General features: G+C 69.6%; 25 protein-coding genes and 2 pseudogenes. 6 read left to right on the top strand and 21 right to left on the bottom strand.

All coding sequences use genetic code 11. The features are described from left to right. The first annotated feature begins 145 nt into the window (after positions 1–145). The 3 genes from SMD11_RS27735 (at position 146) to SMD11_RS27725 (ending at position 3,708) form a co-directional block, all read left to right on the top strand. Complete coding sequence (locus SMD11_RS27735) at positions 146–1,450, top strand: helix-turn-helix domain-containing protein (RefSeq protein WP_087929045.1); 1,305 nt, start codon at positions 146–148, stop codon at positions 1,448–1,450. Between the two features lie 64 nt (positions 1,451–1,514). Beyond that, complete coding sequence (locus SMD11_RS27730; RefSeq protein WP_087929044.1) at positions 1,515–3,038, top strand: aldehyde dehydrogenase family protein; 1,524 nt, start codon at positions 1,515–1,517, stop codon at positions 3,036–3,038. 253 nt (positions 3,039–3,291) lie between these two features. Further along, positions 3,292–3,708, top strand: a complete 417-nt coding sequence (locus tag SMD11_RS27725) for a hypothetical protein (RefSeq protein ID WP_087929043.1) — start codon at positions 3,292–3,294, stop codon at positions 3,706–3,708. Positions 3,709–3,739: 31 nt separating this feature from the next. Here SMD11_RS27725 and SMD11_RS27720 read toward each other — a convergent pair whose 3' ends face one another. The 17 genes from SMD11_RS27720 to SMD11_RS27645 all read right to left on the bottom strand — a co-directional run bounded on the left by SMD11_RS27720 (position 3,740) and on the right by SMD11_RS27645 (position 16,608). Further along, on the bottom strand, positions 3,740–5,104 hold the full coding sequence (locus SMD11_RS27720) for a tyrosine-type recombinase/integrase (protein ID WP_234366182.1): 1,365 nt from the start codon (positions 5,102–5,104) through the stop codon (positions 3,740–3,742). Beyond that, the gene (locus SMD11_RS27715; protein ID WP_267896865.1) at positions 5,095–5,310 is read right to left on the bottom strand and encodes a helix-turn-helix transcriptional regulator; all 216 of its coding nucleotides are present in this window, start codon (positions 5,308–5,310) and stop codon (positions 5,095–5,097) included. Before SMD11_RS27715 ends, SMD11_RS27720 begins: the two co-directional genes overlap by 10 nt. Next, positions 5,285–7,327 carry an ATP-binding protein gene (locus tag SMD11_RS27710; RefSeq protein ID WP_199843966.1) on the bottom strand — a complete coding sequence of 681 codons (2,043 nt, stop codon included), beginning with the start codon at positions 7,325–7,327 and terminating at the stop codon, positions 5,285–5,287. Before SMD11_RS27710 ends, SMD11_RS27715 begins: the two co-directional genes overlap by 26 nt. After that, positions 7,324–8,241, bottom strand: coding sequence for a bifunctional DNA primase/polymerase (locus tag SMD11_RS27705; protein WP_087929042.1), 918 nt, complete (start codon positions 8,239–8,241; stop codon positions 7,324–7,326). Before SMD11_RS27705 ends, SMD11_RS27710 begins: the two co-directional genes overlap by 4 nt. A gap of 156 nt (positions 8,242–8,397) precedes the next feature. Then, positions 8,398–10,461: a plasmid transfer protein TraB gene (traB, locus tag SMD11_RS27700; protein ID WP_234366181.1), complete on the bottom strand. Its 2,064-nt coding sequence runs from the start codon at positions 10,459–10,461 to the stop codon at positions 8,398–8,400. Positions 10,462–10,492: 31 nt separating this feature from the next. Further along, entirely contained in the window at positions 10,493–11,074 is a 582-nt protein-coding gene (gene traA / locus SMD11_RS27695; protein WP_087929041.1) for a plasmid transfer protein TraA, read from the bottom strand. After that, positions 11,071–11,595, bottom strand: coding sequence for a hypothetical protein (locus SMD11_RS27690; RefSeq protein WP_159395360.1), 525 nt, complete (start codon positions 11,593–11,595; stop codon positions 11,071–11,073). Before SMD11_RS27690 ends, traA begins: the two co-directional genes overlap by 4 nt. Beyond that, positions 11,595–12,254, bottom strand: a complete 660-nt coding sequence (locus SMD11_RS27685) for a GGDEF domain-containing protein (protein ID WP_087929039.1) — start codon at positions 12,252–12,254, stop codon at positions 11,595–11,597. The genes SMD11_RS27690 and SMD11_RS27685 overlap by 1 nt, the downstream gene beginning before the upstream one ends. Continuing rightward, positions 12,251–13,201: a DUF2637 domain-containing protein gene (locus tag SMD11_RS27680; RefSeq protein ID WP_087929038.1), complete on the bottom strand. Its 951-nt coding sequence runs from the start codon at positions 13,199–13,201 to the stop codon at positions 12,251–12,253. Before SMD11_RS27680 ends, SMD11_RS27685 begins: the two co-directional genes overlap by 4 nt. Continuing rightward, positions 13,198–13,443 carry a hypothetical protein gene (locus SMD11_RS27675; RefSeq protein WP_087929037.1) on the bottom strand — a complete coding sequence of 82 codons (246 nt, stop codon included), beginning with the start codon at positions 13,441–13,443 and terminating at the stop codon, positions 13,198–13,200. Before SMD11_RS27675 ends, SMD11_RS27680 begins: the two co-directional genes overlap by 4 nt. 104 nt (positions 13,444–13,547) lie before the next feature. Beyond that, positions 13,548–13,757: a hypothetical protein gene (locus SMD11_RS27670; protein WP_087929036.1), complete on the bottom strand. Its 210-nt coding sequence runs from the start codon at positions 13,755–13,757 to the stop codon at positions 13,548–13,550. Between the two features lie 5 nt (positions 13,758–13,762). Next, positions 13,763–14,878 (bottom strand): hypothetical protein, encoded by a 1,116-nt coding sequence (locus SMD11_RS27665; RefSeq protein ID WP_087929035.1) that lies wholly within the window; start codon positions 14,876–14,878, stop codon positions 13,763–13,765. Then, a complete protein-coding gene (locus tag SMD11_RS36890) occupies positions 14,875–15,000 on the bottom strand; it encodes a hypothetical protein (RefSeq protein ID WP_267896864.1) in 126 nt (41 codons plus the stop codon). The genes SMD11_RS27665 and SMD11_RS36890 overlap by 4 nt, the downstream gene beginning before the upstream one ends. Further along, the gene (locus tag SMD11_RS27660; protein WP_087929034.1) at positions 14,997–15,242 is read right to left on the bottom strand and encodes a hypothetical protein; all 246 of its coding nucleotides are present in this window, start codon (positions 15,240–15,242) and stop codon (positions 14,997–14,999) included. Before SMD11_RS27660 ends, SMD11_RS36890 begins: the two co-directional genes overlap by 4 nt. A 112-nt stretch (positions 15,243–15,354) precedes the next feature. Beyond that, the gene (locus tag SMD11_RS35990; protein WP_199843965.1) at positions 15,355–15,738 is read right to left on the bottom strand and encodes a hypothetical protein; all 384 of its coding nucleotides are present in this window, start codon (positions 15,736–15,738) and stop codon (positions 15,355–15,357) included. Then, on the bottom strand, positions 15,735–16,076 hold the full coding sequence (locus SMD11_RS27650) for a WhiB family transcriptional regulator (RefSeq protein ID WP_234366180.1): 342 nt from the start codon (positions 16,074–16,076) through the stop codon (positions 15,735–15,737). The genes SMD11_RS35990 and SMD11_RS27650 overlap by 4 nt, the downstream gene beginning before the upstream one ends. Positions 16,077–16,248: 172 nt before the next feature. Further along, complete coding sequence (locus tag SMD11_RS27645; protein ID WP_087929032.1) at positions 16,249–16,608, bottom strand: hypothetical protein; 360 nt, start codon at positions 16,606–16,608, stop codon at positions 16,249–16,251. 342 nt (positions 16,609–16,950) lie between these two features. Here SMD11_RS27645 and SMD11_RS27640 point away from each other — a divergent pair, with 342 nt between their 5' ends. Then, positions 16,951–18,087 carry a helix-turn-helix domain-containing protein gene (locus SMD11_RS27640; protein ID WP_087929031.1) on the top strand — a complete coding sequence of 379 codons (1,137 nt, stop codon included), beginning with the start codon at positions 16,951–16,953 and terminating at the stop codon, positions 18,085–18,087. On the opposite strand, the gene SMD11_RS27635 is transcribed toward SMD11_RS27640, so the two are convergent. The 3 genes and pseudogenes from SMD11_RS27635 to SMD11_RS27625 all read right to left on the bottom strand — a co-directional run. After that, positions 18,071–18,877, bottom strand: a complete 807-nt coding sequence (locus SMD11_RS27635) for an NUDIX domain-containing protein (RefSeq protein WP_087929030.1) — start codon at positions 18,875–18,877, stop codon at positions 18,071–18,073. The two genes, SMD11_RS27640 and SMD11_RS27635, sit on opposite strands and share 17 nt — an antisense overlap. Positions 18,878–18,986: 109 nt before the next feature. Beyond that, positions 18,987–19,549: pseudogene (locus tag SMD11_RS27630) on the bottom strand (HD domain-containing protein). Positions 19,550–19,582: 33 nt separating this feature from the next. Then, positions 19,583–19,738: pseudogene (locus tag SMD11_RS27625) on the bottom strand (ADP-ribose pyrophosphatase); the annotation flags it as partial. Positions 19,739–19,976: 238 nt separating this feature from the next. Between SMD11_RS27625 and SMD11_RS35550 the strand changes: the two are divergent. Next, the gene (locus SMD11_RS35550; RefSeq protein ID WP_159395359.1) at positions 19,977–20,567 is read left to right on the top strand and encodes a hypothetical protein; all 591 of its coding nucleotides are present in this window, start codon (positions 19,977–19,979) and stop codon (positions 20,565–20,567) included. A 210-nt stretch (positions 20,568–20,777) separates the two neighbouring features. Beyond that, positions 20,778–21,164: a hypothetical protein gene (locus SMD11_RS35545; protein ID WP_159395358.1), complete on the top strand. Its 387-nt coding sequence runs from the start codon at positions 20,778–20,780 to the stop codon at positions 21,162–21,164. A gap of 916 nt (positions 21,165–22,080) precedes the next feature. On the opposite strand, the gene SMD11_RS27615 is transcribed toward SMD11_RS35545, so the two are convergent. Beyond that, a complete protein-coding gene (locus SMD11_RS27615) occupies positions 22,081–23,376 on the bottom strand; it encodes a PAS domain-containing protein (RefSeq protein WP_087929027.1) in 1,296 nt (431 codons plus the stop codon). Positions 23,377–23,386 lie beyond the last annotated feature (10 nt).

The following is a 23,386-nucleotide window of genomic DNA, read 5'->3' as shown; positions in this document are numbered from 1 at the left end:
TTCCGTTCGTGTCCGATGGGTAAAGGAAGAGTCGTGGCGGGGAGGGCGTGGCCGCAAGCCCTGGCGCCCTTACCGCAAGTACGGCCGCGCGGACCGCCCTTGGGCGGGCGACCGGCGGCGGACCAGGGGTGGGGAGGGGTGCGCGGTGGTCAACCCGTGGCTGGCGATGGCGTGCGGGGAGGGTCCCGCCGAGCGGTGCCGTACGGTCCGGGGCGCGCACGCGGCGTTCGTGACGGGAGGGACGGGCGGTGGGGCCGGCGGGGTGGTGGACCCGCGGGTGCGCGCGGTCGTGGCCGACTCGTGGCGGCGTTCGGCGGCGGCGCTGCCGGGGCCGGAGTTCGTCGCGCCGGTGGAGCTGGCGGACGCGGAGCTGGAGAGCCACCGCCGGGACCACCCGCTGGCGGCGGTGCTGCCGCTCTTCCGCGAGCTGCTCGGTTCCGTGGCCGAGGACGGGGCGCACCTGCTGGCGGTCTGCGACGCGGCGGGGAGGATGCTGTGGGTGGAGGGGCCCGCGGGGATGCGCAGGGGCGCGGAGCGGATGAACTTCGTCGCGGGGGCGCGCTGGGACGAGCGGCACGCGGGGACGAACGCGCCGGGCACGGCACTGGCGCTGGGCCACCCCGTGCAGATCTTCGCCACGGAGCACTACAACCGCCTGGTGCAGTCATGGACGTGCGCGGCCGCCCCGGTGCGCGATCCGCGGACCGGGCGGCTGCTGGGCGCGGTGGACATCACCGGCGGCGACCACCTGGCGGGGCCGCACAGCCTGGCGCTGGTCAGGGCGACGGCGCGGGCGGCGGAGGCGGAGCTGGCGGCCGCCGGGGAGCCGGTGCGCGACGGGCTGTCGGCGCTGGGGCGCGACGAGGCGCTGCTGACCCTGGGCGGCCGGCGCCTGCGGCTGGGGCGCCGCCACAGCGAGATCCTGGTCCTGCTGGCGGACCACCCGGCGGGCCTGACGGGCGACCAGCTGACGGCGGGCCTGTACGGGGACCGGCCGGTGCCGCCGGTGACGCTGCGGGCGGAGCTGTCACGGCTGAGACGGCTGGTGGGCCCGCTGCTGGGCTCGCGCCCGTACCGGCTGTGCGCGCCGGTGGAGACGGACTTCGCCGCGGTGGGGCGCGGGCTGGCGGAGGACGGCCCGCGTGGGGCGGTACGGGCGTACGGGGGCCCGCTGCTGCCGTCGTCGGAGGCGCCGGGGGTGTGCCGGATGCGGCGGAGGCTGGAGGGTCTGCTGCGGCGGGCGGTCCTGGGCTCCGGCGACGCGGGGGCGCTCCAGCTGTGGGCGGACACCCCGTGGGGCGGGGAGGACCTGGAGGTGTGGGAGCGGCTGCTGGCGGCGCTGCCGATGAGCGCGCCGCAGCGGGGCGCGGTGGCGGCGGAGGCGGCACGGCTGCGCCGGGCGTACGGGCCGGGCGCGCGGGCAACGTCCGCGCAACCTCGCGGGGGCTAGCTTCCTCCCGGTCGCCGCCCGCGCCGAGGCGGGCGGCAGTGAACGGGAAGAAGGGCGGTCCCCCATGACCCGCTATGCCGACCCCGGCTCCTCCGACGCGGTCGTCTCGTACCGGCCGCGGTACGACCACTGGATCGGCGGCGCGTACGTGCCGCCGGCCAAGGGCCGGTACTTCGAGAATCCGACGCCGGTGAACGGGCAGCCGTTCACGGAGGTCGCGCGGGGCACGGCGGAGGACGTCGAGCGCGCGCTGGACGCGGCGCACGCGGCGGCGCCGGCGTGGGGCCGCACGTCGCCGGCGGACCGGGCGGCGGTCCTGAACCGCGTCGCCGACCGGATGGAGGAGAACCTGACGGCGCTGGCCGTGGCGGAGTCCTGGGAGAACGGCAAACCGGTCCGCGAGACGCTGGCCGCCGACATCCCGCTGGCCATCGACCACTTCCGCTACTTCGCGGGGGCGCTCCGGGCCCAGGAGGGCAGCCTGTCCGAGCTGGACGAGGACACGGTGGCGTACCACTTCCACGAGCCGCTGGGCGTGGTCGCCCAGATCATCCCCTGGAACTTCCCCCTCCTGATGGCCGCGTGGAAGCTGGCCCCGGCCCTCGCGGCGGGGAACGCGGTGGTCCTCAAGCCCGCCGAGCAGACCCCGGCGTCCATCCACGTGTGGATGGAGATGGTGGCGGACCTGCTGCCGCCCGGCGTGGTGAACATCGTCAACGGCTTCGGCGTGGAGGCCGGCAAGCCGCTGGCCTCCAGCCCGCGCGTGGCCAAGATCGCCTTCACGGGCGAGACCACGACGGGCCGCCTGATCATGCAGTACGCGTCCGAGAACCTGAAGCCGGTCACCCTGGAACTGGGCGGCAAGAGCCCGAACATCTTCTTCGACGACGTCTCGGCGGCCGACGACGACTTCCTGGACAAGGCGCTCGAAGGCTTCACGATGTTCGCCCTCAACCAGGGCGAGGTCTGCACCTGCCCGTCCCGCGCCCTGATCCAGCGGGGCCACTACACCCCGTTCCTGGAGGCGGCCAAGGCCCGCACGGAGGCGATCGTCCCGGGGCACCCCCTGGACACCACCACGATGATCGGCGCCCAGGCCTCCAACGACCAGCTGGAGAAGATCCTCTCCTACCTCGACCTGGGCAGGCAGGAGGGCGCCCGCATCCTCACCGGCGGCGCCCGGGCCGACCTCGGCGGCGACCTCAAGGGCGGCTACTACGTCCAGCCCACGATCTTCGAGGGCGACAACCGCATGCGCGTCTTCCAGGAAGAGATCTTCGGCCCCGTCGTCGCCGTCACCTCCTTCAAGGACTTCGACGACGCGATGACCCTGGCCAACGACACCCTCTACGGCCTGGGCGCCGGCGTCTGGACCCGCAACGGCACCACGGCCTACCGAGCCGGCCGCACCATCCAGGCCGGCCGCGTCTGGACGAACTGCTACCACGCCTACCCGGCCCATGCCGCATTCGGCGGCTATAAGCAGTCGGGCATAGGGCGGGAGAACCACCGGATGATGCTGGACCACTACCAGCAGACGAAGAATCTGCTGGTGAGCTACTCCCCGAAGAAGCTGGGCTTCTTCTAGAGCGTGCAGAAGGGGCCTCCGACCTGCAGCGAACCTAGTCGGAGGCCCCTGGCAGTGTGCGCAGAAGGGACGGGAGAGCGGCGCCAAGCTTGCGGCCTATGCACCACCTTGTCTCACCTCAGCCCCAGGGTTGACCAGGCATTCCGGGCCAGTCACGGGCCAGCGCCAGCCGACCCGTGAGGAGAAGCGATTCACCCCTAGCTTTTTGAGATGTTCCACCTCCCGATGGGCAGACAGTGGCTAGCGTGAGGCCATGTCATCAACGGACGAGAGTTGGCGCGCCACTTACTCGGCGCTGGACACTTCGACACTGCTTGCCCTACTGCCGGTCCTCCGTGAAGGCATGAATAAGGCATTTGCGTGGTTGAAGCACGAGGACGAGATGAACGAGGAGTCGGAGGAGGCCGACACCTACTCCGCGAAGCTGTGGGGTGAGGCACTCGCCCTCTGGGACGCACGCGTCACAGAGGGAGACACGGAAGCGCGCGAAAAGCTCAAGGAGCTCCGAGACATGGTGCAGGAGACCCTGGGCAGCCAATTCGCCAGGACGGCTAGGGCTAAGTCCGACAGCCGTATGCAGGCATTCCTCTGGGCTCATCAGCAGCGCGAGCTGTGGATCAAGGAAGAGCTGACCCGCCGAGGGCTTCTGCCTGCATTCCCGCCTGAATGATGGACGTAGGGTAGTGGCGGTGTGACGTCGATCACCGCCACTCCCGCATAGCCGCCGCGATCCGGCGGTTCGCGCGCTCCTGGCCTGCCGCGAGAACCTTGGCGTAGACGCGGAACATCACCTCGATGCTCTGGCCAGCCCGACGGGCGCACTCGGCCGGGTCGACGCCGGAGTGGAGCCAGAAGGAAATGCCCGCGTGCCGTAGGTCGTACGGGCGCTTGGCAACGAGGGAGGCTTGTTCCTCCTTCGAAAGAGCGGTCACCCGGGCCTTCTTCCAGGTCTTGTTATAGGCAGCGCTCTGAACGTAGAGATCGCGGCCACTGCGAAAGAGACGTCCGTCAGAGGCGGTCCCGAAGCGATCGACGTGTTCCCGCAGCATCGCGACGAGCTCCGGCGGGATGGGGACTGGTCTCGTTTCCCTCAGCGCTCGCTTCTTCAGGGCGTGGACCTCGTGCGCCTCGCCGTCATCCGTCCATTCCTTGCCCGAGAGGACGACACCGCCCCGCAGGGTGAGCAGGCCCCATCCCTCCTCAGGAAGACGACACTGCGAACGCTCCAGCCGGATCACCTCAGCCGGCCTCATCGCGGCGAAGTACATGCAGCCGAAGAACGCTTCGAGATGCGGTCCTCGGCCGCCCAAGCCCCGCACTGCTCCGAGCAGCCGCTTAACCTGAGCCGGGTTTGGCACGCACTCCGGATCGACTTCCTCCGGCGGCTGCGGAGCCCGCCACTTCACGCCCGCGAGCGGATTGGCGGTGAAGTACCCCTTCTCGACGGCGAGGCCGAGGCTGTCGCTGAAGGCTCCCTTCTTCCGCAAGGCGGTCTTCGCGGCAGCCGGCGTGCCGTCGAGCTTGAGCTTCAGCGCATCCAGGGCCTGCCGCACAACCGCAGCATCCTCCAGCGCGCCGATTGGCAGGGATCGCTGCTCGATCCACCCGATGGCCGGACGCCATTCTTCCGGCGGCTCATTCTCCCAAGCTTTCTTGTTGAACGCCCAGCTGTACAGGGCGCGCCGCAAGACCCGGTGATCGGGGTATCTGGATCCGGGTTTCACCAGCGCGGGCGTGATGGTCGCCATGGCGTCCGCCAGCGTGCGGCGGGTGTTGCCGGGGGTGTGATCCCATTTTTGCTCGATGTAGTCGTGTGCGTGCTGGTACCAGGTGACTTTCTGTTTGATGGCGCGCAGTTCAGAGATAGGCAGGCCCGACTGCACGTCGAATGCTTCGCCCTCCCGCGCGAGGGTCATGAGCTTCGACCACCGGCTCTCGGCGAGGCCAATGGTGCTGTAGGACTCGGACTTCTCACGGCCGTTGACCGTCCAGCGCACCTCGAAGGGGCTCCGGCGGCCGGGCCGCTCACGTATGTCCCAGAAGCGGACGCGGTAGCTCAGTCCCACGCGCCGCTCCCGTCCTCCGCGCAGTCGGCCCACCAGGCGTCGAGGTCGGAGCGGAGGAAGCGGAGCTGTCCGTTGGGGAGCTTGCTGCACTTGGGGCCCTTGCCGCGGGCGCGCATGCGGTAGAAGGCCGAGCGGGACATGCCGAGTTCGTCGAGGACATCGGCAAGTTTGAGGCGGGGGTCAATGACGCGTCCCAGGGTGATCACTTCTCCTTCGTCGAGTCGGCGGTGGGCAGCGCGGTGGTGAGGTACATGCGGGCGAGGCGGCTCGGGGGCCGGTCGCGGTAAGGCCGGCTGATGTCGAGGACGTCGAGCACCTGGGCGAGGAATTCAGCGGTGCGAGTGCACTCGTCTTCGCTGCCGTGGAGGCGGATGCGCATGGGTCAGCTCCTGGGCGTGAGGGTGGGGTCGCAGCCGGGGTGGGTGGTCTCGCCGATGGCGATGAGGAAGTCGGCGAGTGGGGTGCCGCACTCGGTGCACCGCGGGGTTGAGGTGGGGTCACCAGAGAGAAGGTGCGAAATAGCGTTCCCAGCGTTCCCAGCGTCCCCCCTCTCGCGTTTGTGCAGGTCAGAGGTGGTGGCGTGGGGGGACGCTGTGCGGGGGTCAGCGTCCCCTCGGCGGGGTGGGGGGACGCTGAGGGCCCATCGCTAGCGTCCCCCCTGTTTCCGCAGGTCACGGATGGTTTGGGGGCTTGGGGGGACGCTGGGGACGCTGTTTCGCACCTTCTCTCTGCTGATGCGGTGAGGGAGTAGAGGCGCTGCTTCTTCGGCTTGGGTCCGCGCTGGGAGTCGTCAACCTCGATGCCGATCGTCCGCAGTGCGGGGGCGAGGCGTTTGAGCTGGCCGCCGGCGCGGGTGGAGTCCTTGGGCCACTTCTTGGGGAGCTTGTCGGGGATCTCGACCGCTGCGAGGAGTTGGCTGGCCGTGAGGGTCAGGCCGTCGGGGCCGGCTTTATCGACAAGCTCGACGACGGCCTGGGCGAAGGGTTCGCCATCGAGGACGTCGGCAACGGCATCGGCTGCGGTGGCGCGGTAGGAGTCGAGGGTGTGCCAGCCGGTGACGCGGTCGACGGCCGCCAAGACGCGGGCGAAGTCGGCCATCCGGGGCCGCTCGGTGAGCGTGACGTCCGGCAGGGCTTTCAAAACCCGGGCGAGGAGGTCGAACAGGCTGGCCAGGATGGCGGGGTGGGCGTCGGTATAGGCGCGGTCGAGTTCAGCTTCCTCGCGGCGCTTGTGGTCGGGGATGAGCTGCAGCTCGATGGTCAGCAGGCGCTCGGCGAGGTCGCCGGCGAGCGCGCCAGCGTCGATGGTGGTCATGGCCAGGACGCGGCGGAATTCGAGGACGACCACGTCGTCGTCGGTGTACAGGGCGCGGTCGACGATGCCGTCGCCGGTGACGGCCCGGCACAGGGCGTCGGAGAGCCAGTCCGGGACGATCGAGACGTTGTCGAGGCAGATGGCCCAGGAGTTGAACGCCTGCACCGCCCAGGACTTCAGGTCGCGGGGTGCGGTGCGCTTGGGGGCGCCGGAGGGGTCGACGATGCCGATGACCATGGCGGCGCCCTTGGACTTGCCGGTGCCCTGTTCGCCGCGGAAGGCGAGGATCGGGTGGGGCAGGTCGGGGATGAACGCGGCGACGAGCCAGGCGGCCAGGAGTTGAAAGCCTTCGTCGTTGGTGTTGAGCAGGGAGCGGAGCCGGGCGAGGCCGTCGCCGTCGCGGACGGGTTCGGGCAGGGGCTTCATGGCGCCGGAGCGGCGGAAGACGACTGGGGACGCGCCCAGGCGCTGCCAGCCGTCGGGGCCGATGGCGACGCAGCGGCCATCGGTGGTGCCGAGGTCGACGATGATGCGGTCGTCGTGGCGGGCGACGCGTAATTGGGGTGTGCGGGGGTTGGCCATGGAGGCGACTCCTTCGAGGACGGTCATGGCGTCAGCGAGAGCTGACTGCGAGGGGACGGTGCCGTGGTGGGTGTCGGCGAAGATGCGGGCGAGCTGCGAGCGCAAACCGGCCTTGCCACGCAGAGGCAGGGCGATGTTCGGGCCGGTGACGGGGATGCCGTAGGGGCGGCCGTCGTCGGACATGAACAGCTCGTAGCGGTCCCGGGCCAGGGCGGCCAGGAGTGAGGCCTGGGAAGGTCCCTTCTTGTCGGGGTCGACGCCCTGGCCCTGGAGCAGGCGGCGGGCGAGGTCGGAGGTGTCGGTGCTGTGGTCGTGCTCCGTGCTCACGCAGGGCTCCGGCGGGCGTTGCGGGCGGCGGAGGTGACGGTGGCGCGGGCTTCGAGCTCGGGCAGTCCGGTGTGTACGGCGGCCTCGATGAGGGCGGCGGCGATGCCGTCGGCGTCGCGGTCGGCGGTTTCGTAGGCGCGGCAGGCGGCCCAGTAGAGGCGGTCGTTGCGGCCGGTGCCGTTCTTGCCTCCGGGGGTGGCGTCGAGGACGAAACGGACCAGGCCGACGGCCTGTTTCCCGGACGCCGGTACCGGGTGGCGCCCGGAGGGCGCGGGCCGGCTGGTGGTGGGTTGCATCAGGGCGAGCAGTGGCGCCGGGACGGTGGGTGCGGGCAGTTGCGGTGTGTCCGGGGCGAAGGAGTAGGTGCCGGCGGTGGTGCGGGAGCCGGGGCCGACGAGGTAGCCGCCGGTGCCGCGGACGTCGATGCCGGGGGCCAGGCGGCCGACGGAGTTCGGGACCGTCGTACCGGTGGGGGTGGTGAGCCACAGGTGGCGGCCGCCGCTCGGGGTGAGCACGGTGGGCGCCGGAGGGAGCTGGAAGCCGTGGGTGTCGGCGAGGTGTTGCAGGGCGGCGGGGCCGTCCTGGTCGTGTTTGACGTCCAGGTCCAGGCCGACGAGGTGGTGGGGCGGGCGTCCGCAGGCGATGCCGTAGCCGGTGGCCCACGGGGCGGCGGCGAAGAGCTCGCGAATCGTCCCGGGGTCGGTGGTGGCGTCGTGGACGCCGTGGCCGATGCGGCCGCACTCGCCGCGACAGCGGCGGGCGGGCCGCGGCTCGTCGCGGTGCGGGGAGCGGATGGCGGGGAGTTTGGTGCGGGAGAGCGGGAGGACGGCCAGCCCTCGGGAGGCGGCGGCCAGGGCGAGCCCGAGGGCTGCGGTGGGCGCGGCCGACGGTCGGTCAGGGGCGGTCGGGGGCATGCGGGCGCTCTCCTGTCGTGCGGATTCCGAGGGTGTCAGGGGTGTCAGGCCGGGGGTGTCAGACGCGTCTGAGGGGGGTCGCGCGCACGCGTCACCCGCGCGTTAGGGGCCGCGGTGCCGTCAGGGGGGTCAGACGCGTCTGACGCGTCAGGGCCGTCAGGCGGCCTCGTCGTCGCGGACGATGCGGTACTCGCCGGGCTCCCCGGTCTCGGCGAGGCGTCCGGCCAGGATGAAGTCGGCGACCTGGCCGGAGACCCACGAGCGGCCGCGGCCGTGGCGGTCGCAGTGCTCCATGAAGTCCCTGGGGCCCACGATCGTGCGGCCTTCGGCCTCGAACTCGCCGAGGATCTCTTCCATCACCTGGCGGGCCCTGGCGGGCGAGATGCGCTCACGGCGCCGGCCCTGCGGGGGTTCGGCGAACCGTACGACATGGGTGGCTTCGGGGAGTTCCCGTTCGGGGTCGACGTCGTCCTCGTCGTACGGGGCGGCAACGGTCGTGTGTGCTTCGTGCTGCTCGTACTCGTCGGCGTAATCGCCTTCGTCGGCCTGGTCGTAGGGCTCGTGGTCGTGGTCGGTCACGGCGGTCTCCCTGGGCTGGGCATCGGTGGTGCCGGGCAGGGGGTAGCGGGTGCGCTGGGTGAAGTGCCGTCCGGCGGCCTTCGCGGCGGCTTCAGCAGTGACGGGGTCGAGTGCGGCTCGGGTCTCGGCAAAGGTCAGGACGACCCAGTCGAAGTACTCGCGGGGTGTGAGGTAGGAGCGGGCGGGCGTGGGCCAGAAGGTCTCGGGGATGCCGTTGGCGACGAGGTAGCAGTAGCCGGGCTTCTTGTCCTTCCACAGGTGCGGGGCGGCGCCGGCATCGAGGACCTCGTCGTCAAGCGCGAAGCCTGCGTCGCGGTCGTTGCGGACGCCGTAGCACCAGGACGAGCCGAGGGAAGCGCGGGTATCGGTGGCGACTTGGGTGTGGGAGGCGCGCTGCATGGAGACGACGAGGGAGACGCCAGCGGAGCGGGCTTCCTGGGCGATGCCGGTGAAGACGTCCTCGTCGGTCTCGCGGATGGTCTTGGCAGCCTCTTCGAACCAGCCGATGAGGTAGGGCATGCCCGGTGAGCCGTCGGCCTGAGTCCCGGCGCAGGCCGGTACCCACTGCTTGTAGCCGTACTTGGCCAGCCACGCCGTGCGCGCAGGGATGGCGGCTTTGAGCGCCTCGATCATGGCTTTGGTGGACTTGATGTCCAGCGCGGCCCAGTCGAGGGCGGGCAGGAGCGGGCCGAGGGTCTGTTCGGCCTTGGACGGGTCGGAGGCCCAGACCACGGCATCACGCCGCGAGAGGATCTCGGCCAGGGCCGTCATGCCGCCCTCGGACTTGCCCGAGCCGGTCATCCCCATGATCAGCAGGTGCATGGCGTTGCGGGCGGTGGCCGGGTCGCCGGGGAAATAGAGGACGGCGACGGTGCCGTCCTCGTAGATGCCGACGGCGACGGGGTCGGCGATGCTGCCGCCGGGGTACGAGGGGCCGGGGTAGGGGACGGTGTTCTTCAGCAGGTCGAGGGGGACGACCGTCAGCTGAGCGCGCGAGGCGCTGTCGGGGTCGGGGGTGACGCGGATGGCGTTCTTGGGCACATCCAGGGCGCTGGCCAGCAGCGGGGCAGCCTTCGTGACGTCCTCAGTGGTCAACTCACCGCGAGGGAGCTGCATGTCGAAGGTGGCCTTGTTGGGGGCGACGTCGGAGTGGGTGATCTGGGTCTTGGCCAGACCGACCTTCTCCAGCAGCCCGCCGTCGCCGCCCGCGCTCGTGGCGTCGGGGTTGCGGCGCAGGACCTGGCGAATGTTCCAGGACAGGGCCACGGCGGGGGCGCCCATGAAGTACAGGCCGCCCAGGGGCCCGGCGCCGGGGCCGGCGATGGCGGCTGCGGTGAACCAGCTCGTCCCGGCGGCAACCGTGATGGCGGAGTGGAGACGGCGCTGGGCGGTGGTGCTCCTGCCCGTCCACCACGTGACGCCGGTCAGGGCGACCGAGGCGAGGGTCAGGCCGGCGGTGGCAGCGGCGCTGTCGGCCCAGTAGTGGTGGGCGGGCAGGGAGACCAGGCCGGCCCCGGCCCCCACCAGCCACGGGGGCAGATGTGGCTTGACCCGGTGGAGCAGGTACTCGATCACTCCCCCGCTGCCGTGCGCGGAGCGCAGGTGCTCCTCGTGGAGTTGCTCGGGTGGGGACTGGGGCACGGCTCAATGCCTCCTTCCGGTGGAGTGCGGGTCAGGCGTTGAAGTCGAAGCGGCGTGCGGTGGGGCGCTGGCGGGTGTGGTAGGGGGCGAGTTCGGGGTCGAATTCGCGCTGGAAGGCGGCGTAGGTGGCCGCCATGTTCTTGGCGGTGTCGCGGGCGTCCTCGGCGGCCTTCTTCATCCGCTTGGCGACCCGGCGGGCCCGCATCCGCGACCCGAACGCCCGCCCCTCCGGGTCCGGCACCTCCTTCAGGACCGCCTCCAAGACCTCGGAGGCGGAGGCGAGCTCGAAGGAGAGCTGGAGGAAGAGGCCGCGGCCGCCCTCGCAGTAGTTGCGTATGTCGACATTGGAGAAGAACTCCGGGTCGGCGAGCGGGCTGTGCATGCCGCCGCCCTGGCCGCGGGCGCCGTTGCGGAAGAACCCGGCGCCACCTCCCCCGCGCCCGCCTCCGCTGCCGTTGGTGTTCTGGCCGCCGACGTTGAAGTTGTACGTGCGGTGCGTGGTGCGGTGACGGGACCTGCCGCCACCGGCACCGTTCGCCGAACGACTGCCCGTGCTGCCGGTGTTACCGGGGCCTCCGGGCCGGGGGCCGTATCCGTAGGGCGGGGTGGTCATACGCCGGGCTCCTTCTCGAACGACTCAGCAGCAGGGGCGGGGGTGGGGCGGCGCAGGGTGCGCCAGGTGACATGTGCGGCAATGGTCAGCAGCAGCCACAACAGCGGGAGCAGGCCGGCGGTCGGCCCGTAGGCGACGGAGGCCGCGGCCCACGCTCCGGCCGTCATGACGAGCGCGGCGAGTCCGTACCGCCACATCCGCACGCGGCGTCCCGCGGAAGGGCGACGGCGCTCGATCCAGACCAGCCAGCCCGGTCCCGCTACCGCGACGAAGGCCAGCACGGCCCACAGCCACGGCGCGAGGTGATGGGCAACAACGGTCGCCAGGAAACAGGTCAGGGACGTGAGGGCGGGGAGGAGCGCGCGGCGGCGCTTCCACATTGCGCGGCCGATCGCGTAGGCGGCGCGTTGCTTCCAGGTCAGTTCCTGGGGAAGGACGACCACGACCGGCGCCTGGCGGGAGAAGCGGCGCTGCCTGGGGATGCGGACGGTGGTCGTATCGCGCTCGAACAACGGGGCCATCACGGGGCCACCTTCCGGGCGGTGTCAGGGAGAACGCCGGTGCCGGGGCGCCCGATGCGGCGGCCGTTGACCGTGCGGTAGACGTCGTGACGGCATGCAGGCTGCCAGCGGTGGCCCAGGCGCTTGGCGCGGTACATCGCCTCATCCGCGCCGCGCAGCAGTCCGGGCAGTCCGGCGCCGGGGCGGTCGCTGGTACGGCAGATTCCGATGGCGGCGCTCGGATGGACGAGCGCGGTGCCGGTGTCGACCGCCGCCGACAGCTGCATCCACAGCCCGTAGAGCAGCTCGGCATGGAGGTCGGCGTCGGGCGCGAGCCGGACGACGGCGGCGAACTCGTCGCCGCCGAGGCGGCCGGCGAAGCCGCGCCGTTCTGCGCACCAGTCGGCCAGACGGCCCCCGACGGTGGCGAGCGTCTGATCACCTGCGTGGTGTCCGTAGGTGTCGTTGACGTTCTTGAAGTCGTCCAGGTCGAGCAGGAGCACGGCGGCGTACGGGTGGCCGATGGCGCGCAGGGCGCGGGCGGTGAAGGTGTCCCTGCCCATCAGCCCGGTGAGCGGGTCGGTGCGGGCGGTGCGCAGGCGGCGGGCCAGGAACAGGGCGTGTGCGGCCCAGCCTGCCACCGGGGCGGCTAACGGCAGGACTTGCAGGAGGGACGTCATAAGGCCTTCTCCTCTTCGCGTTCGTCGGCGACCTGCTCGTGGCTGTCGGCAGGGGGCGTGAGCGGCAGGGGTGCGTCAGAGTCGGTGGTCATGGGCGAGGGCTCCGGGTCAGGGCCGACGGGAGGGGGCGCGGGCGTGTCGGAGAGCGGTGGCTCGCCGACGTCGGGGACGACGGTCAGCGGGGGTGTGTGGCGGGGGACGCGCTGGGCGGCGGCGTCGCGGATGCGGGCGGCGCGACCGGTGCCGATGCCGTAGGTCTTCATCAGCCAGGTCGCCGATGCCTCTCCCCCGTCGGCCATGTGCTGCCGTGCCGCGCTGATCAGTTCGTCGTCGGACTTGCCCGGCGGCAGGGTCCGCCGCCGCTTTCCCGCGGCCGGGGAGCGGCGGGGCCGTTGCTGCTTCGGTGCGTCGGGCGCGGCAGGGGGCTGACCGGGTACGGGCGGCAGGGGTACCGGGCCGTCCTCGGCCTGAGGCTGCTGGTCCGTGGCAGCAGGGGTGCTGTTGGCGGGGGCATCGGTAGTGGGCTGGTGACGGAGGTGGGCCATGTGCACGAGCAGGCCCAGGACGACCGGCGGGATGGCGGACACGGCGACGATCAGCGGCCAGGACACCGGGATCACCCCGGCTGCGGCGGCGTGGTCGACGGCGTTGCCGGCGACCGACAGCGCGATGCCGCCGATCGCGTTGGCCTTGGCCCAGGCACGGGCGGTGCGGCTGCGGGTCGAACGGCCGAGCCACACACGCACCGCGGTCAGCGCGTACGCATCGACCGTCACCGGCAGCAGCCACGACAACCACGGCCACCAACTCGTCCGCAGAGCGAGATCCTGCAGGGCGGCATACGAGGATGCGGCGGCGGCCAGACCGACCGCGCTCATCCCCACGGCGAGCGGCCAGTCCGTCCGCACGGCAGCACCCCTGTCGCCGGAGGTGGTCGGGGCGGTCACTGGACAGCCTCCGACAGGGCGCTGAGCGTGGTGGTGGCGACGGTGGTCACGGCCTTCTTGGCGCCTTCGGCGAAGCCGGTACCGGTCAGGAACAGGCCGATCAGCAGCCCGACGACGAGGGTCGACCAGCGGTGACCGACCCACACGCACAGGGCGATGCCGATCGCGACCAGCAGCACGGTGATCGACACCGTCACCGCGGGCGCCGCCGCGGCGGCGGGCACGGTGGCCAGGGTGGGCATCACAGCAGGGGCCTCCATTCGGATGAGGGGGGAGAGGGAGAGGGGGCTGGTGCCCGCCCGGCGCGGGCTCGGCGGCCGGCGCGCCGGGCGGGAAGCAGCAGGGCCTACGGGGTGTGGCCGTTCTCGTACCGGGCGATGACCAGGGAGATCAGGCCGGGGTCGGTGGCGTAGCCGATGTAGGCGCCGTCGGTGCTCCACACGTGCCAGCAGCCGCGCAGGTGCAGGTGGCTGGTCGTGCCGACCGCGAGGTAGCGGCCGCTGCGGATCACGGGGTCCATCACGGTGTTTCCGGTGGGCGGCGGCAGGATGGCCATGGTGATCAGTCCTCTCCCTGGTCGCCCGAGGGAGTGCAGGTACCCACGCATGTGATGACGGGCTGGGCGTCGCCGAGGGTGGCCAGAGCGAGGCTGTAGTCGCTGTCAACGGTGATCTCGACGTAGTTACCGCACGAGCACGGCCGCAGCAGGACCACGACGTCGAACGTGCTGCCCCACGGATCGTCTGAGGCTGCGTGCCGGCACTCATAGGCCAAGAACATCCCGTCGCCCAGGTGGGCGACGGCCACCGGCCCCGGGCCCTCCTGCCCACCCGGATACCCGTGCCAGGCCTCCGGCGCCAGGATCAGGCCGAGGGTCTCGGGAAAGAGACAGTCCATACAGCTGACCGCCCGCTCCCGGATGTCGGCCCGCTCGCGTCGCTCACGCTCCTGGCGTTCCCTCGCCCGCGACTCATCGGCCCTGGCGCGGAAGGTGGCTGCCAGGTCCCGCAGTTCAGCAGCCAAGCCGTTGATCTCGGGCATGTCCGTTTCCTTCCGGGTGTCGGTGATCGCCTGGCGCCATTGGTCCAGGGCAGGTGTGGGCGCTGTGCGTGTGCGGCAGGGCATGTGGAGGCCGAGGAAGTCGTCGGCGGTCACGACCACGGCCCTGTGGGCGCCTCGGTGACTGAAGCTCGCCCTCTCCCCCACGGCGGCCCAGCGCTGCAGCATGTGCAGCGTGAAGCACACCGGCTCCTTGGACGGGGGCTCCTCCAAGGCCTTGGCGGCGATCTGACGCCAATCGGGAAAGTGGTCGCTTCCGGTGAGTGGGACCGCGAGGGTTGCGTGGCGGCTGCGCAGGTGCAGTACGGGTCCGCCGTCTTCCCCGTACTCGTCATGGGTCAGGGTGACGGCGTCCCGCGGGTCGGTGTCGTCCAGGAAGCGGCCCATCGAGACGGCATCGGTCGCCTCGATGTGTGCGCGCCACGGCTGTGTGGGGTGGCAGGCCTCGGCGCGGCCGATAGCCAAGGTGTGCCGTTCGGTAGCCACGGCGTACAGGTGGATGCGGTCAGCTTCGAGCACCAGGCCGCCCCAAGGCCAGTCGGTTGCCATGTGCGGCAGCACCCTGGCCACGGCCGTGCGCAGACCCGTGAACCCGGCGCCAGTCAGTTCGATGGTCATCGCGCTAATCCCTTCGTCAGGATGGGCAGGCAGGTGTGGGTCCGGGCGGCGCGGCGCCCGGCGTACTGGTTGCGGTAGGTGCGGCTCCAGCCGCAGACCCGGCAGCGGGTACGGGCGCTCACGCGAGCCGCCTCCCCACCACGCGGCCGCCGCCGGCGGTCGGCAGGTCGAGGGCCTGGTCGGTCAGTTGCGGCGTGTACTCCGGCAGCGCGCCGAGGGCGTCGAGGGTGTCGATGAGCGCGGCCATGGGCTGCTCGTCGCCGTCCCAGTACGCCGCAACGGCCGTGCGGGCGGCGGCCAGGAGCTCGTCGTGGGCGTGTTGCAGCGCGGTGAACCGGCGGGTGAGGTCGTCGAGTTTGGACATGAGGACACAGCCTCCGGAGGAATCGGGAGTGCTGCCGGGCCCGCGCGGACAGCGCGAACCAAGCCCTCCGGGCAGAACCCGGCAGCACAGGAAGGACAAGGAGGGGAGTGCGTCAGCGGCGGCGGGTGTGCCGCGGGTCCTGCGTGCTGTTCAGGAGCGAGCGCAGGACGACGGTCACGACCGCCAGCGACAGCGCGGCCACCGCGACGGACGCGGCCACGACGGCGACCGACAGCAGGAGCGCGACCAGGACGACGCCGGTCACCAGTACACCACCGGCGCCCAGGGCCACCGCCGCACCCGGCGACAGCCGCGACATCTCGCGGGAGCGGCCCGCGGTGTGATCGCAGCGACAGACCGCGCAGTGATGCCCGGCGCTGGCCTGCGGCATCGAAGCCGGGGACGGGAAGACTTGGTTCCCGAACGCGTCGAAGACGGCCGGGACCTGCGCGCGGTCGCCGGGCAGCGGCTCGCGGGGCGGGAAAGGCGTACTCATGCCGCCGCCCTCCTGCCCTTGAGGGCCTGGCGCTCGTCCACGGTCAGACCGCCGAACACGCCGTACCTCTCGTCATTGGCGATCGCACGGGCCAGGCAGGCCTCACGAACCAGGCACCTGCCGCAGATGCGCTTCGCCAGCGCAACGGCACCAGGGGCCCCGTCGAAGAACAGCTCGGGCTCTTCTCCAGCGCACGCTGCGCGGTCAACGACCCCGAGGTCCACGCCGGGAACGGTTCGCCCACCCGGCGGCAGGATGTGCGGCGACACCCACGGCCCTTTGGCGAGCCGCAGATGCGGCCGGGACGAACCGCGGACGGTCGTGCTGGTGCGCCTCACCGCAGCACCCCCGACCGCTCGGCACGCGACCGCGGCAAGAACTCGCACCCGCAGGCCCCGCACAGCTCCCGCGCCGCCGTCCGGCACCGCGAGACCTGCACCAACCGGGCACAGCGGGGGCACGGCATCGTCCGGCACACCGGACGCCGGTCGTATCCGGGCACGGCGGGCATCACGCCACCGCCTCGTCGACACGGACCTCGTCGGTCGCCAGGGACACGGATGCGAAGACGGTGACGTCGAGCCCCTGCCGGTGGCCGCGGGCCGTGAAGTGCCAGTGCCCGTCGGACATCTGCTTGAGGAGCGGCTCGGTGCCGAGCGCCCTGGCCACGCGCGCCACGGACGGGAACAGCACGTCGGACGGCAGGAACGAGAACTGCACGTGGAAGCTGTCCGAGTCCACCGTCAACGACGGTGCCGGCAGCCCCGGGAACATCTCCAGGAAGCTGGCCACCTTGCCTAAGACCACCGGGAGATCGGCGGCCGCCGGGGCGGACTTGCACCGGGGCAGGGACGTACGCTGGTCAAGCACTGTGAACTCCTCTTCACAGGAAGCGGGAGCGGCGATCTACTTGGCGGTGGGCGCCGCTCCCGGCATCGATTCCGGGCCCCTGACGGCACAGCTGTGCAGGGGCTTTTTGCGCCCCATCTGGTGCGCACCAGTAGCGTCCTCCTGGTGCGCACCAGATGCAAGAGGTTCGGCGAAGGTCCGCTGAACTCATCCCGGCGGCACACTCCCAGGGAATCGCATGACCCAACTCCCTGCCAGCCAACAAGTCTTAACAAGTTGACGGTTAACCCCTCCCCACCTGCAGCAACGTGAGGCATGCTGCTTCCCAGAACCCAACAGGTCTCTGCAATAGGGGCGTTGAATGTGAACGAGGGACTCCGACAGGCCAGGTTGGCGAAGGGCTGGTCGCAGGAACGGCTAGTCCGAGAGATCGAACGGTACGCGAAGCAGCACCTCTCGAACGTAGCCTCAACAGCCAGCCTGCGGGTCTACGTCTCCGAGTGGGAGAACAGCCGGCGCTCCATCTCCCCGAGGTACGCAGCCGTGCTGCGGAGCCTGCTCGGGATCACTGACAACGAGCTGATGAGCCAGCCAAATGCCGAAACAGAGTCTCTCTCTGTCGTCGGCGGATACGACGACCTGGTAAGCCGCATCGAGTCTGCTCGCAGCGTGAGCTTGACCATGGTCGATATCTTCATGAGCCAGACAGAGTTACTGCGTACGGTCGACAGGCAGATGGGAGCCAGTGGCCTCGTCGACCAGATGACCGGGCACCTCTCGACGCTCGAAGACGCGCTCACGTTCGCCGTCCTCCCCGAGACTCGGCGACCGGTTGCACGAGCCTTGGCCGGCGCTGCGACTCTTGCCGCGTGGCAGGCACTCGACGTTGGTTCGGTGGAGCGCGCATGGCGACACTACGAGTTAGGTAAACGGGCAGCTCAAGAGGCGAACGAGCCGATGTACCTCGCCCATGCCATAGCGGAGCAGGCTTACGTGCTGTGTGATGCGGGACGCCCTGAGCTGGCCGTCGACCTTGTCCGGGACGCTTGGCGCGCAGGTGCCGACCGGCTGTCGCCCCGCCTGCAGGCCTGGCTCCATGCAGCAGAGGCCGAGATCTGTGCGCGTGCCGGCCTGGCCGACGACTGCCGCCGGTCGCTGGACCTGGCCGTCGACGCCCTACCCGGCGGGGTTGAGGACCGCGACCCAGACATGCTGAGCATCTTCCTCAACAGCGCGCACTTGACGCGCTGGCGCGGCAATGCACTCGCGATTCTCGGCGACGATCAAGCCGTGAGCAGCCTCTACACGGCCTTGGAGAGGCGTGATCCGTCGTTCATTCGGGCCACAGCTGGCCTGCGGTGCGACCTCGCTCAGGCACATCTCGCTCGCGAGGAGTACGACCAGGCGCAAGAGCACCTGCGACAGGCTCGATTGCTGGCGAGCCGCACCGGGTCGGTACGGCATCGCCGGCGAATCGAGCAGCTCACGAAGCGGCTGTAACGGAACCCGTCCGGCGATTGGCCAGCAGGTGGAGCAGCGCGACTAGCGTTCCGGAGCCCATGAGCTCGTCACGCGCCATGAGGCCTGGGATGTCCGACAAGGGCACCCAGGCCACGTGGCCAGCCTCTTCCACGTCCGTGGGATCCCCAACGTGTTCGGCCCCGCGCCCCACGAAGATCTCATGAGGCGAATCAACCATGCCGACCATGGGCTGATAGGTGACCACGTGCTCCAGCCGAGCCGGACGCCAGCCCGTCTCTTCTTCCGTCTCACGCATGGCCGTCGCAAGAGCTTCTTCCCCCGCGTCCACAATGCCGCCGGGGAGCTCCCACCCCCACTTATCCGGCACGAACCGGTACCGCCAGAGCATCAAGACTCGGTCCTGATCATCCACCACGGCGGCGATGGCAACATGATGCAGCCGCACAACATGGTGCTCGAACCGCTCCACCCCTGGTGGCTCGACGTCGACGAGCGCGAGCTGCACCCAGCGGTTGTCATAGATGGTCCGCTCCCCATGGATCTGCCACGGCTCAAGCGGACCTGGCGAGCTCGTACTGACTCTTGCGGTCACAGCAGGGCGGGGCGACACGAGGTATGAGCTGCGATTTCGCACCTCCACAACTCCTTCAGCCACAAGCCGCGCAAGTACCTGACGCAGGGCCGTGCGCCCGATGTCAAGTTGCTCCGACAGCGTGCGTTCCGACGGCAACTTGTCCCCGGGCGAGAGCTTCCCTGCCGTGATCCACTCCCGGATCGTCTTGTCGACCCGCTCGGTCTTCGGCCCCATCCTCTGAGCACACCCCCGACTCGTATACGACACAGCCACTGCTGTGACCTAGAACGTTCCTAGGCTGATCCTGGCATGTACGGAGGGCTGGCCGAAGGGCCCGGTGGGGTCAGACCCCTGAACCGCCAACCTCGCTCACCCGTCGGTTGACTCGCCCGCAGGGAGCATGAATCTCCGGCTCTGCCCGACGAATGAACCTCCCAACAACGCTGTCCGGCCCGTAGCGGCTGACGATCTCCGTGATGCGGTCACCGGGGGTGGTGCAAGCACCATCCGGCGTCGTGGTCATATCGCAGAACATCAGGGCGTCAACCAGGCGGGCTTCTTCGACCTCGAACTCCGACGCGAGCGCGTCACGCAGACCACGTTCCTCCGCCTCAAGCAGCGCACACGAATGGTGGGCGACCAACCTCACAATGCGCTCGTCGGCCCCGACGACGTGGCGCAGGAACCGGGCGCCGTCTAAGGGGTGGAAGCCCGTATGCCCAGCCGAGGCGAGTACCCGATGTCGTGCAGCACGGCTGCAGCTTCCAGCAGTTCAGCATCGCTGCCCAGGATCGAGGCCAGGTTCCTGGCCCGCTCCTGTACGCCGCAGGAGTGCACCCAACGGCGCGGAAGCGGTTCGGCCAGCAAAGACTCCGCAAGCTCGTACGCCCAAGAAATCAGCCCCACGAGATGGGGACTACGGGCTCGCGAGGGCTGAGATCAGAGGCTTCTCAAGGGTGACGGTCGACCGCACTCGCCGACCGGGTTGGCGAGCAGGTGGAGCAAGGCGAAGAGCGTGCCCGAGCCCATCGGCTCGTCCCGAGCCATCAGCCCGGGGGTGTCGTTGAGCGTCACCCAGGCAACGTGGCCAAGCTGGCCCTCGGCAATCCGGCCAATGGGCTGAATGACCCATCTTTCACCTGATGGGTAACCATTCACCAATTTACACAAGCTTCAGAAGAACGCATCAAAGCGCCCTCCGCTCGAACTGGTAAGCGCTCCACTTAGACCAGGCCCGGAGTTTCACGAAACCGCCCCCGCGGAAAACCCAACCCTGCCATACTAGGCCCTAGAAATCCCGACGGCTAAGGTTTGGTACGCCAGGAGAATATTGATGCGCTTACGATTCAGGCCACCACTCCCCAAGTGGCACGAAAGCATCAAATCTCACTTTCCAGAATGCGATCAAATCGTCTACCGCCTCCTCTCCGCAGAACAAAGACGAGCCAGATTCTACGGAAATGCTTCTGTATTCTGGTTCCGCCTGATCGGCGGCATCGAAGTAATCTTAGGCGTCTTACTGCCCCTACTCTTTATCTACCAGGAAACGCGAGACAATACACCACTGCTTGCAACTGTCAGCGTTTCAATCTCAGCTTCTGCTGCACTAATGGCATTCTTCGGATGGAGGCAGACTTGGGGCACCTACAAGGCGCAAAGCATTCTCCTCACTTCGGTGATCGGAAAATGGGAACTGACTCTGATTGAAATCATCCACAGTGACGTAGCGGATAAGAACAAACAGGCACTCACAGCAACTCGCGAAGCCGTAGAAAGCCTCTGTAGCAGCCTTAGCCAACAGCACGAATTTTACTTCTCGTCGATCCAATCACCCGACAGCATTATCAACGTGATCAACAAAAGAAACGAGAACCGAGGACACTCAGCCCCAGAAGCAGGAACTCCACACGCCGACCGAAAATGACCTGACAGAGACCGTTCCGGAGCGAGCACCTGAGTGTCGCAGTTCATAAACACCGCTATCGGAGCCGTAGGCGTGCTTGCCGGCGTCAGCATCACAGGCGGGTTCACCCTATTAAAGGGCCGACAGGAGAACCGCGCTAAGGCTCTCGACCTACAGGAACAGAGAAGCGCTCGCCACCGAGAGACTCGCCGGGAAGCCTACGTTCGCTTCTTGACTCAGCTATCCATGGTGGAACAATCATCAAAGGCCATCTGGAAACGCCCCTTCAGGGACATGGCCACGACAGAAGGACCAGAGGCCGAGCTACTCGAATACAGTTCACTGGTAGACGCCTTACACAAGGATTTCGATATCGTTTGCCTGGAAGGGCCAGGCAACGTCGCAAATTCCGCAAGAAGATTGCTCGAAGACACTCTCGAAGAGCGATCCGTCTTAACGCGCACGGTAATCGAGGCCCTAATGAACATCACCCCGGAGAACCAGGGATTCACCCTAAGCCGGTCACCTGCGAGCACTTCCGAGGATTTCCAAGAAATCATGACCCGCCGACTAGAAAAGCGCTACGACTTCTTGCTCGAAGCGCGTAACGCACTTTAGTTCTTATCACTAGCGAGTCCGGAAGCATAGGAGACATGGTCTGGGCCATGCGCGGGCCACCGGCCTCCACAACGTGCTTCACCTCTGCTCCGGCGCAACTCAACCGTACTCTCGGACGGCCGCCACCGACAGACGAAGTCTGCTGGCCATCGAACCCAGCAACGTCTACTGCGGCACCCTCGTCGCACCCCGGCCCGCTCGGATGCCCCCACTTCGCCCTATGTGCGCCCTACCCATCGTCCGACCCTCGATGAAGAGTCAGCGCTGTGCCCGGACTGGAGGGCGGTGGCCGAACACGTAGGGGAGGCGGATGACAGTGGCGAATGTTTCGCAGAAGTGTGGGGCTCGGACCAAGGCCGGCAAGCGGTGCCAGCGGGCGGTCTCGCCCGGGACATCACGCTGTTGGGAGCATCCTGGCGAGTGGACCAAGCGCGGTCAGATCAACCGGAAGCTGAAGGAGCTCAAGGAGGCCAGGGCGCAGTTGAACAAGTCTCGGAAGAGGTGATCTGATGCCCGCCTCGGGGAGCCAGGGAGGGAGCCACCCGGGGTGGTGTCGGCGGGCTGTCCGCGGACGTCCGTGGACGGTTTCGCCCGCCGGTCCGGCAGCAACGCCGCCCCCGCCAGCAGCCCGGACGAGCACTTCTTACACATGACGTAGCCTGCGCGCCGAGCATGATCCGGACCAACGCCGGGCCAACAGCACGGTGTCAGTGCTCAGAACTCGGCATCTGTGCTGGTCAACACCCCGGCCTCCGCCGCTCCCCCAGCAGACGAAGAACCTGCTGGTGTCGTACTCCCCGAAGAAGCTGGGCTTCTTCTAGAAGCGCGACAGCCCCCGACAGTCGCGGCCGCAGGGCCCGGCCCGCTCAGCGCCGCGCGGCCCCGCACCGCGGCAGGCTCGCCGCCGCCCTGCCCCTCAGACAGCGCTGAGTGGATGGGCGGCCGTGGCGGAGCGCGGAGGCCAGGCGCACGGGGCCAGGATGCCGAGGACGTAGGCGCGGGCGACGAGGGCCGGGCGGGTCGCCGCCCCCAGGACGTGCCGCAGGCGGCTGAGGTGGTAGTCGACCGTCTGCCGGGACAACTGGAGCGAAGTGGCGATGTCGCCGTTGCTGCTGCCCTCCGCCAGGAGGGAGAGGATGCGGACCTGCGCGGCGGTGAGCGGCGCGTGCGCCTCGTGGGCGAGGCTCTGGTGGGTGACGACGGCCCAGACGTGCCGGGCCCGGGTGGCGGAGTGGCCGATCGTCGTCAGGTGGAGCCGCGCGCGGCGCCGCAGCCCCTGGGCGTCCACGAGCACCGCGGACGTCTCGACCCTTCTGGTGCGGCGCGCTATCAGGCCGTTCCAGCGCCGGTGCAGCCGGTCGAGACCGGGTTCCGGGGCGAGCAGGGTGTGCGCGCGGCGGCCGACCAGATCGTGCGGGCTGATCCGGAACAGTTCGGCCGCCGCCGCGCTCGCCTCGACCACGCGCCCGTTCGCCGAGAGCAGCGCGCAGGGCAGGCCGCTGTGGTCGCGCAGGGCCTCCAGGTTCTCCTCGGCCTCCTGCCACTGGACCGTGGCGCGCAGGTGGTCCGTGACGTCCACGTAGATTCCGGCGACGCAGGTCTGCGCGTTCTCCCGTACGGGGAAGCGGTGGCCCACCGCCCGGCCCGCGCTGCCGTCCTGGCGCCGGTAGCCGAGGGTGTGCCGTACCGGCGTGCCCCGGCTGAGGACCTCCTGGTCGAGGGTGCGGAACCGGTCGGCCTCGGCGGGCTCGTCGAGGTCCTCTATGTACTTGCCGACGACCTGTTCCGGGACCGTGCCGTAGAGGTGCCCGTAGGCGTGGTTGGCCCACAGGTAGCGTCCGTCCTTGTCGCGGATGAAGGCGGCGGCCGGGGCGAGGTCCACCAGGTCCGCGAAGGCCGCGTGTCCGCGCGGGGCCTCGGTGCGGGTGCCGGCCTCCACCGCGAGGCCGCGCGCACGGCCGTGGGTCCGGCCCTCGCCCGGGAGCCGGCTGACGTCGAAGGCGCGGCCGTCGAACCGGATCCGCCGGCGGCCCTCCCGCGGCGAGTGCCCCGGGTCGGGGAGTTCCCGGCGCAGCCGGTCCAGGAAGCGCCGCGCCGTGCCGGTGTCGGTGAAGGCGCCGCCTCCCTGTTCCAGTACCTGCCACGCCTCGTCGGCTTCCCACCAGAACACGGGAAGGTGCTCGAGCAGTGCCTTGAGACCGGAATCGTCCACAGCGCTCTCC

The sequence above is a fragment of the Streptomyces albireticuli genome (assembly GCF_002192455.1).
In the GTDB taxonomy this organism is placed as follows: domain Bacteria; phylum Actinomycetota; class Actinomycetes; order Streptomycetales; family Streptomycetaceae; genus Streptomyces; species Streptomyces albireticuli_B.
Note: the sequence above shows the minus strand (reverse complement) of the source record. Positions and strands in the feature narration are given on the sequence as shown.

Excerpts from the sequence above, each read along its gene's own strand:
- SMD11_RS27730 (WP_087929044.1), top strand. The coding sequence starts at position 1,515 with ATGACCCGCTATGCCGACCCCGGCTCCTCCGACGCGGTCGTCTCGTAC.
- SMD11_RS27725 (WP_087929043.1), top strand. The coding sequence starts at position 3,292 with ATGTCATCAACGGACGAGAGTTGGCGCGCCACTTACTCGGCGCTGGAC.
- SMD11_RS27705 (WP_087929042.1), bottom strand. The coding sequence starts at position 8,241 with ATGCCCCCGACCGCCCCTGACCGACCGTCGGCCGCGCCCACCGCAGCC.
- traA (WP_087929041.1), bottom strand. The coding sequence starts at position 11,074 with ATGACCACCCCGCCCTACGGATACGGCCCCCGGCCCGGAGGCCCCGGT.
- SMD11_RS27690 (WP_159395360.1), bottom strand. The coding sequence starts at position 11,595 with ATGGCCCCGTTGTTCGAGCGCGATACGACCACCGTCCGCATCCCCAGG.
- SMD11_RS27685 (WP_087929039.1), bottom strand. The coding sequence starts at position 12,254 with ATGACGTCCCTCCTGCAAGTCCTGCCGTTAGCCGCCCCGGTGGCAGGC.
- SMD11_RS27675 (WP_087929037.1), bottom strand. The coding sequence starts at position 13,443 with ATGCCCACCCTGGCCACCGTGCCCGCCGCCGCGGCGGCGCCCGCGGTG.
- SMD11_RS27670 (WP_087929036.1), bottom strand. The coding sequence starts at position 13,757 with ATGGCCATCCTGCCGCCGCCCACCGGAAACACCGTGATGGACCCCGTG.
- SMD11_RS27665 (WP_087929035.1), bottom strand. The coding sequence starts at position 14,878 with ATGACCATCGAACTGACTGGCGCCGGGTTCACGGGTCTGCGCACGGCC.
- SMD11_RS27660 (WP_087929034.1), bottom strand. The coding sequence starts at position 15,242 with ATGTCCAAACTCGACGACCTCACCCGCCGGTTCACCGCGCTGCAACAC.
- SMD11_RS35990 (WP_199843965.1), bottom strand. The coding sequence starts at position 15,738 with ATGAGTACGCCTTTCCCGCCCCGCGAGCCGCTGCCCGGCGACCGCGCG.
- SMD11_RS27635 (WP_087929030.1), bottom strand. The coding sequence starts at position 18,877 with ATGGGGCCGAAGACCGAGCGGGTCGACAAGACGATCCGGGAGTGGATC.
- SMD11_RS35550 (WP_159395359.1), top strand. The coding sequence starts at position 19,977 with ATGCGCTTACGATTCAGGCCACCACTCCCCAAGTGGCACGAAAGCATC.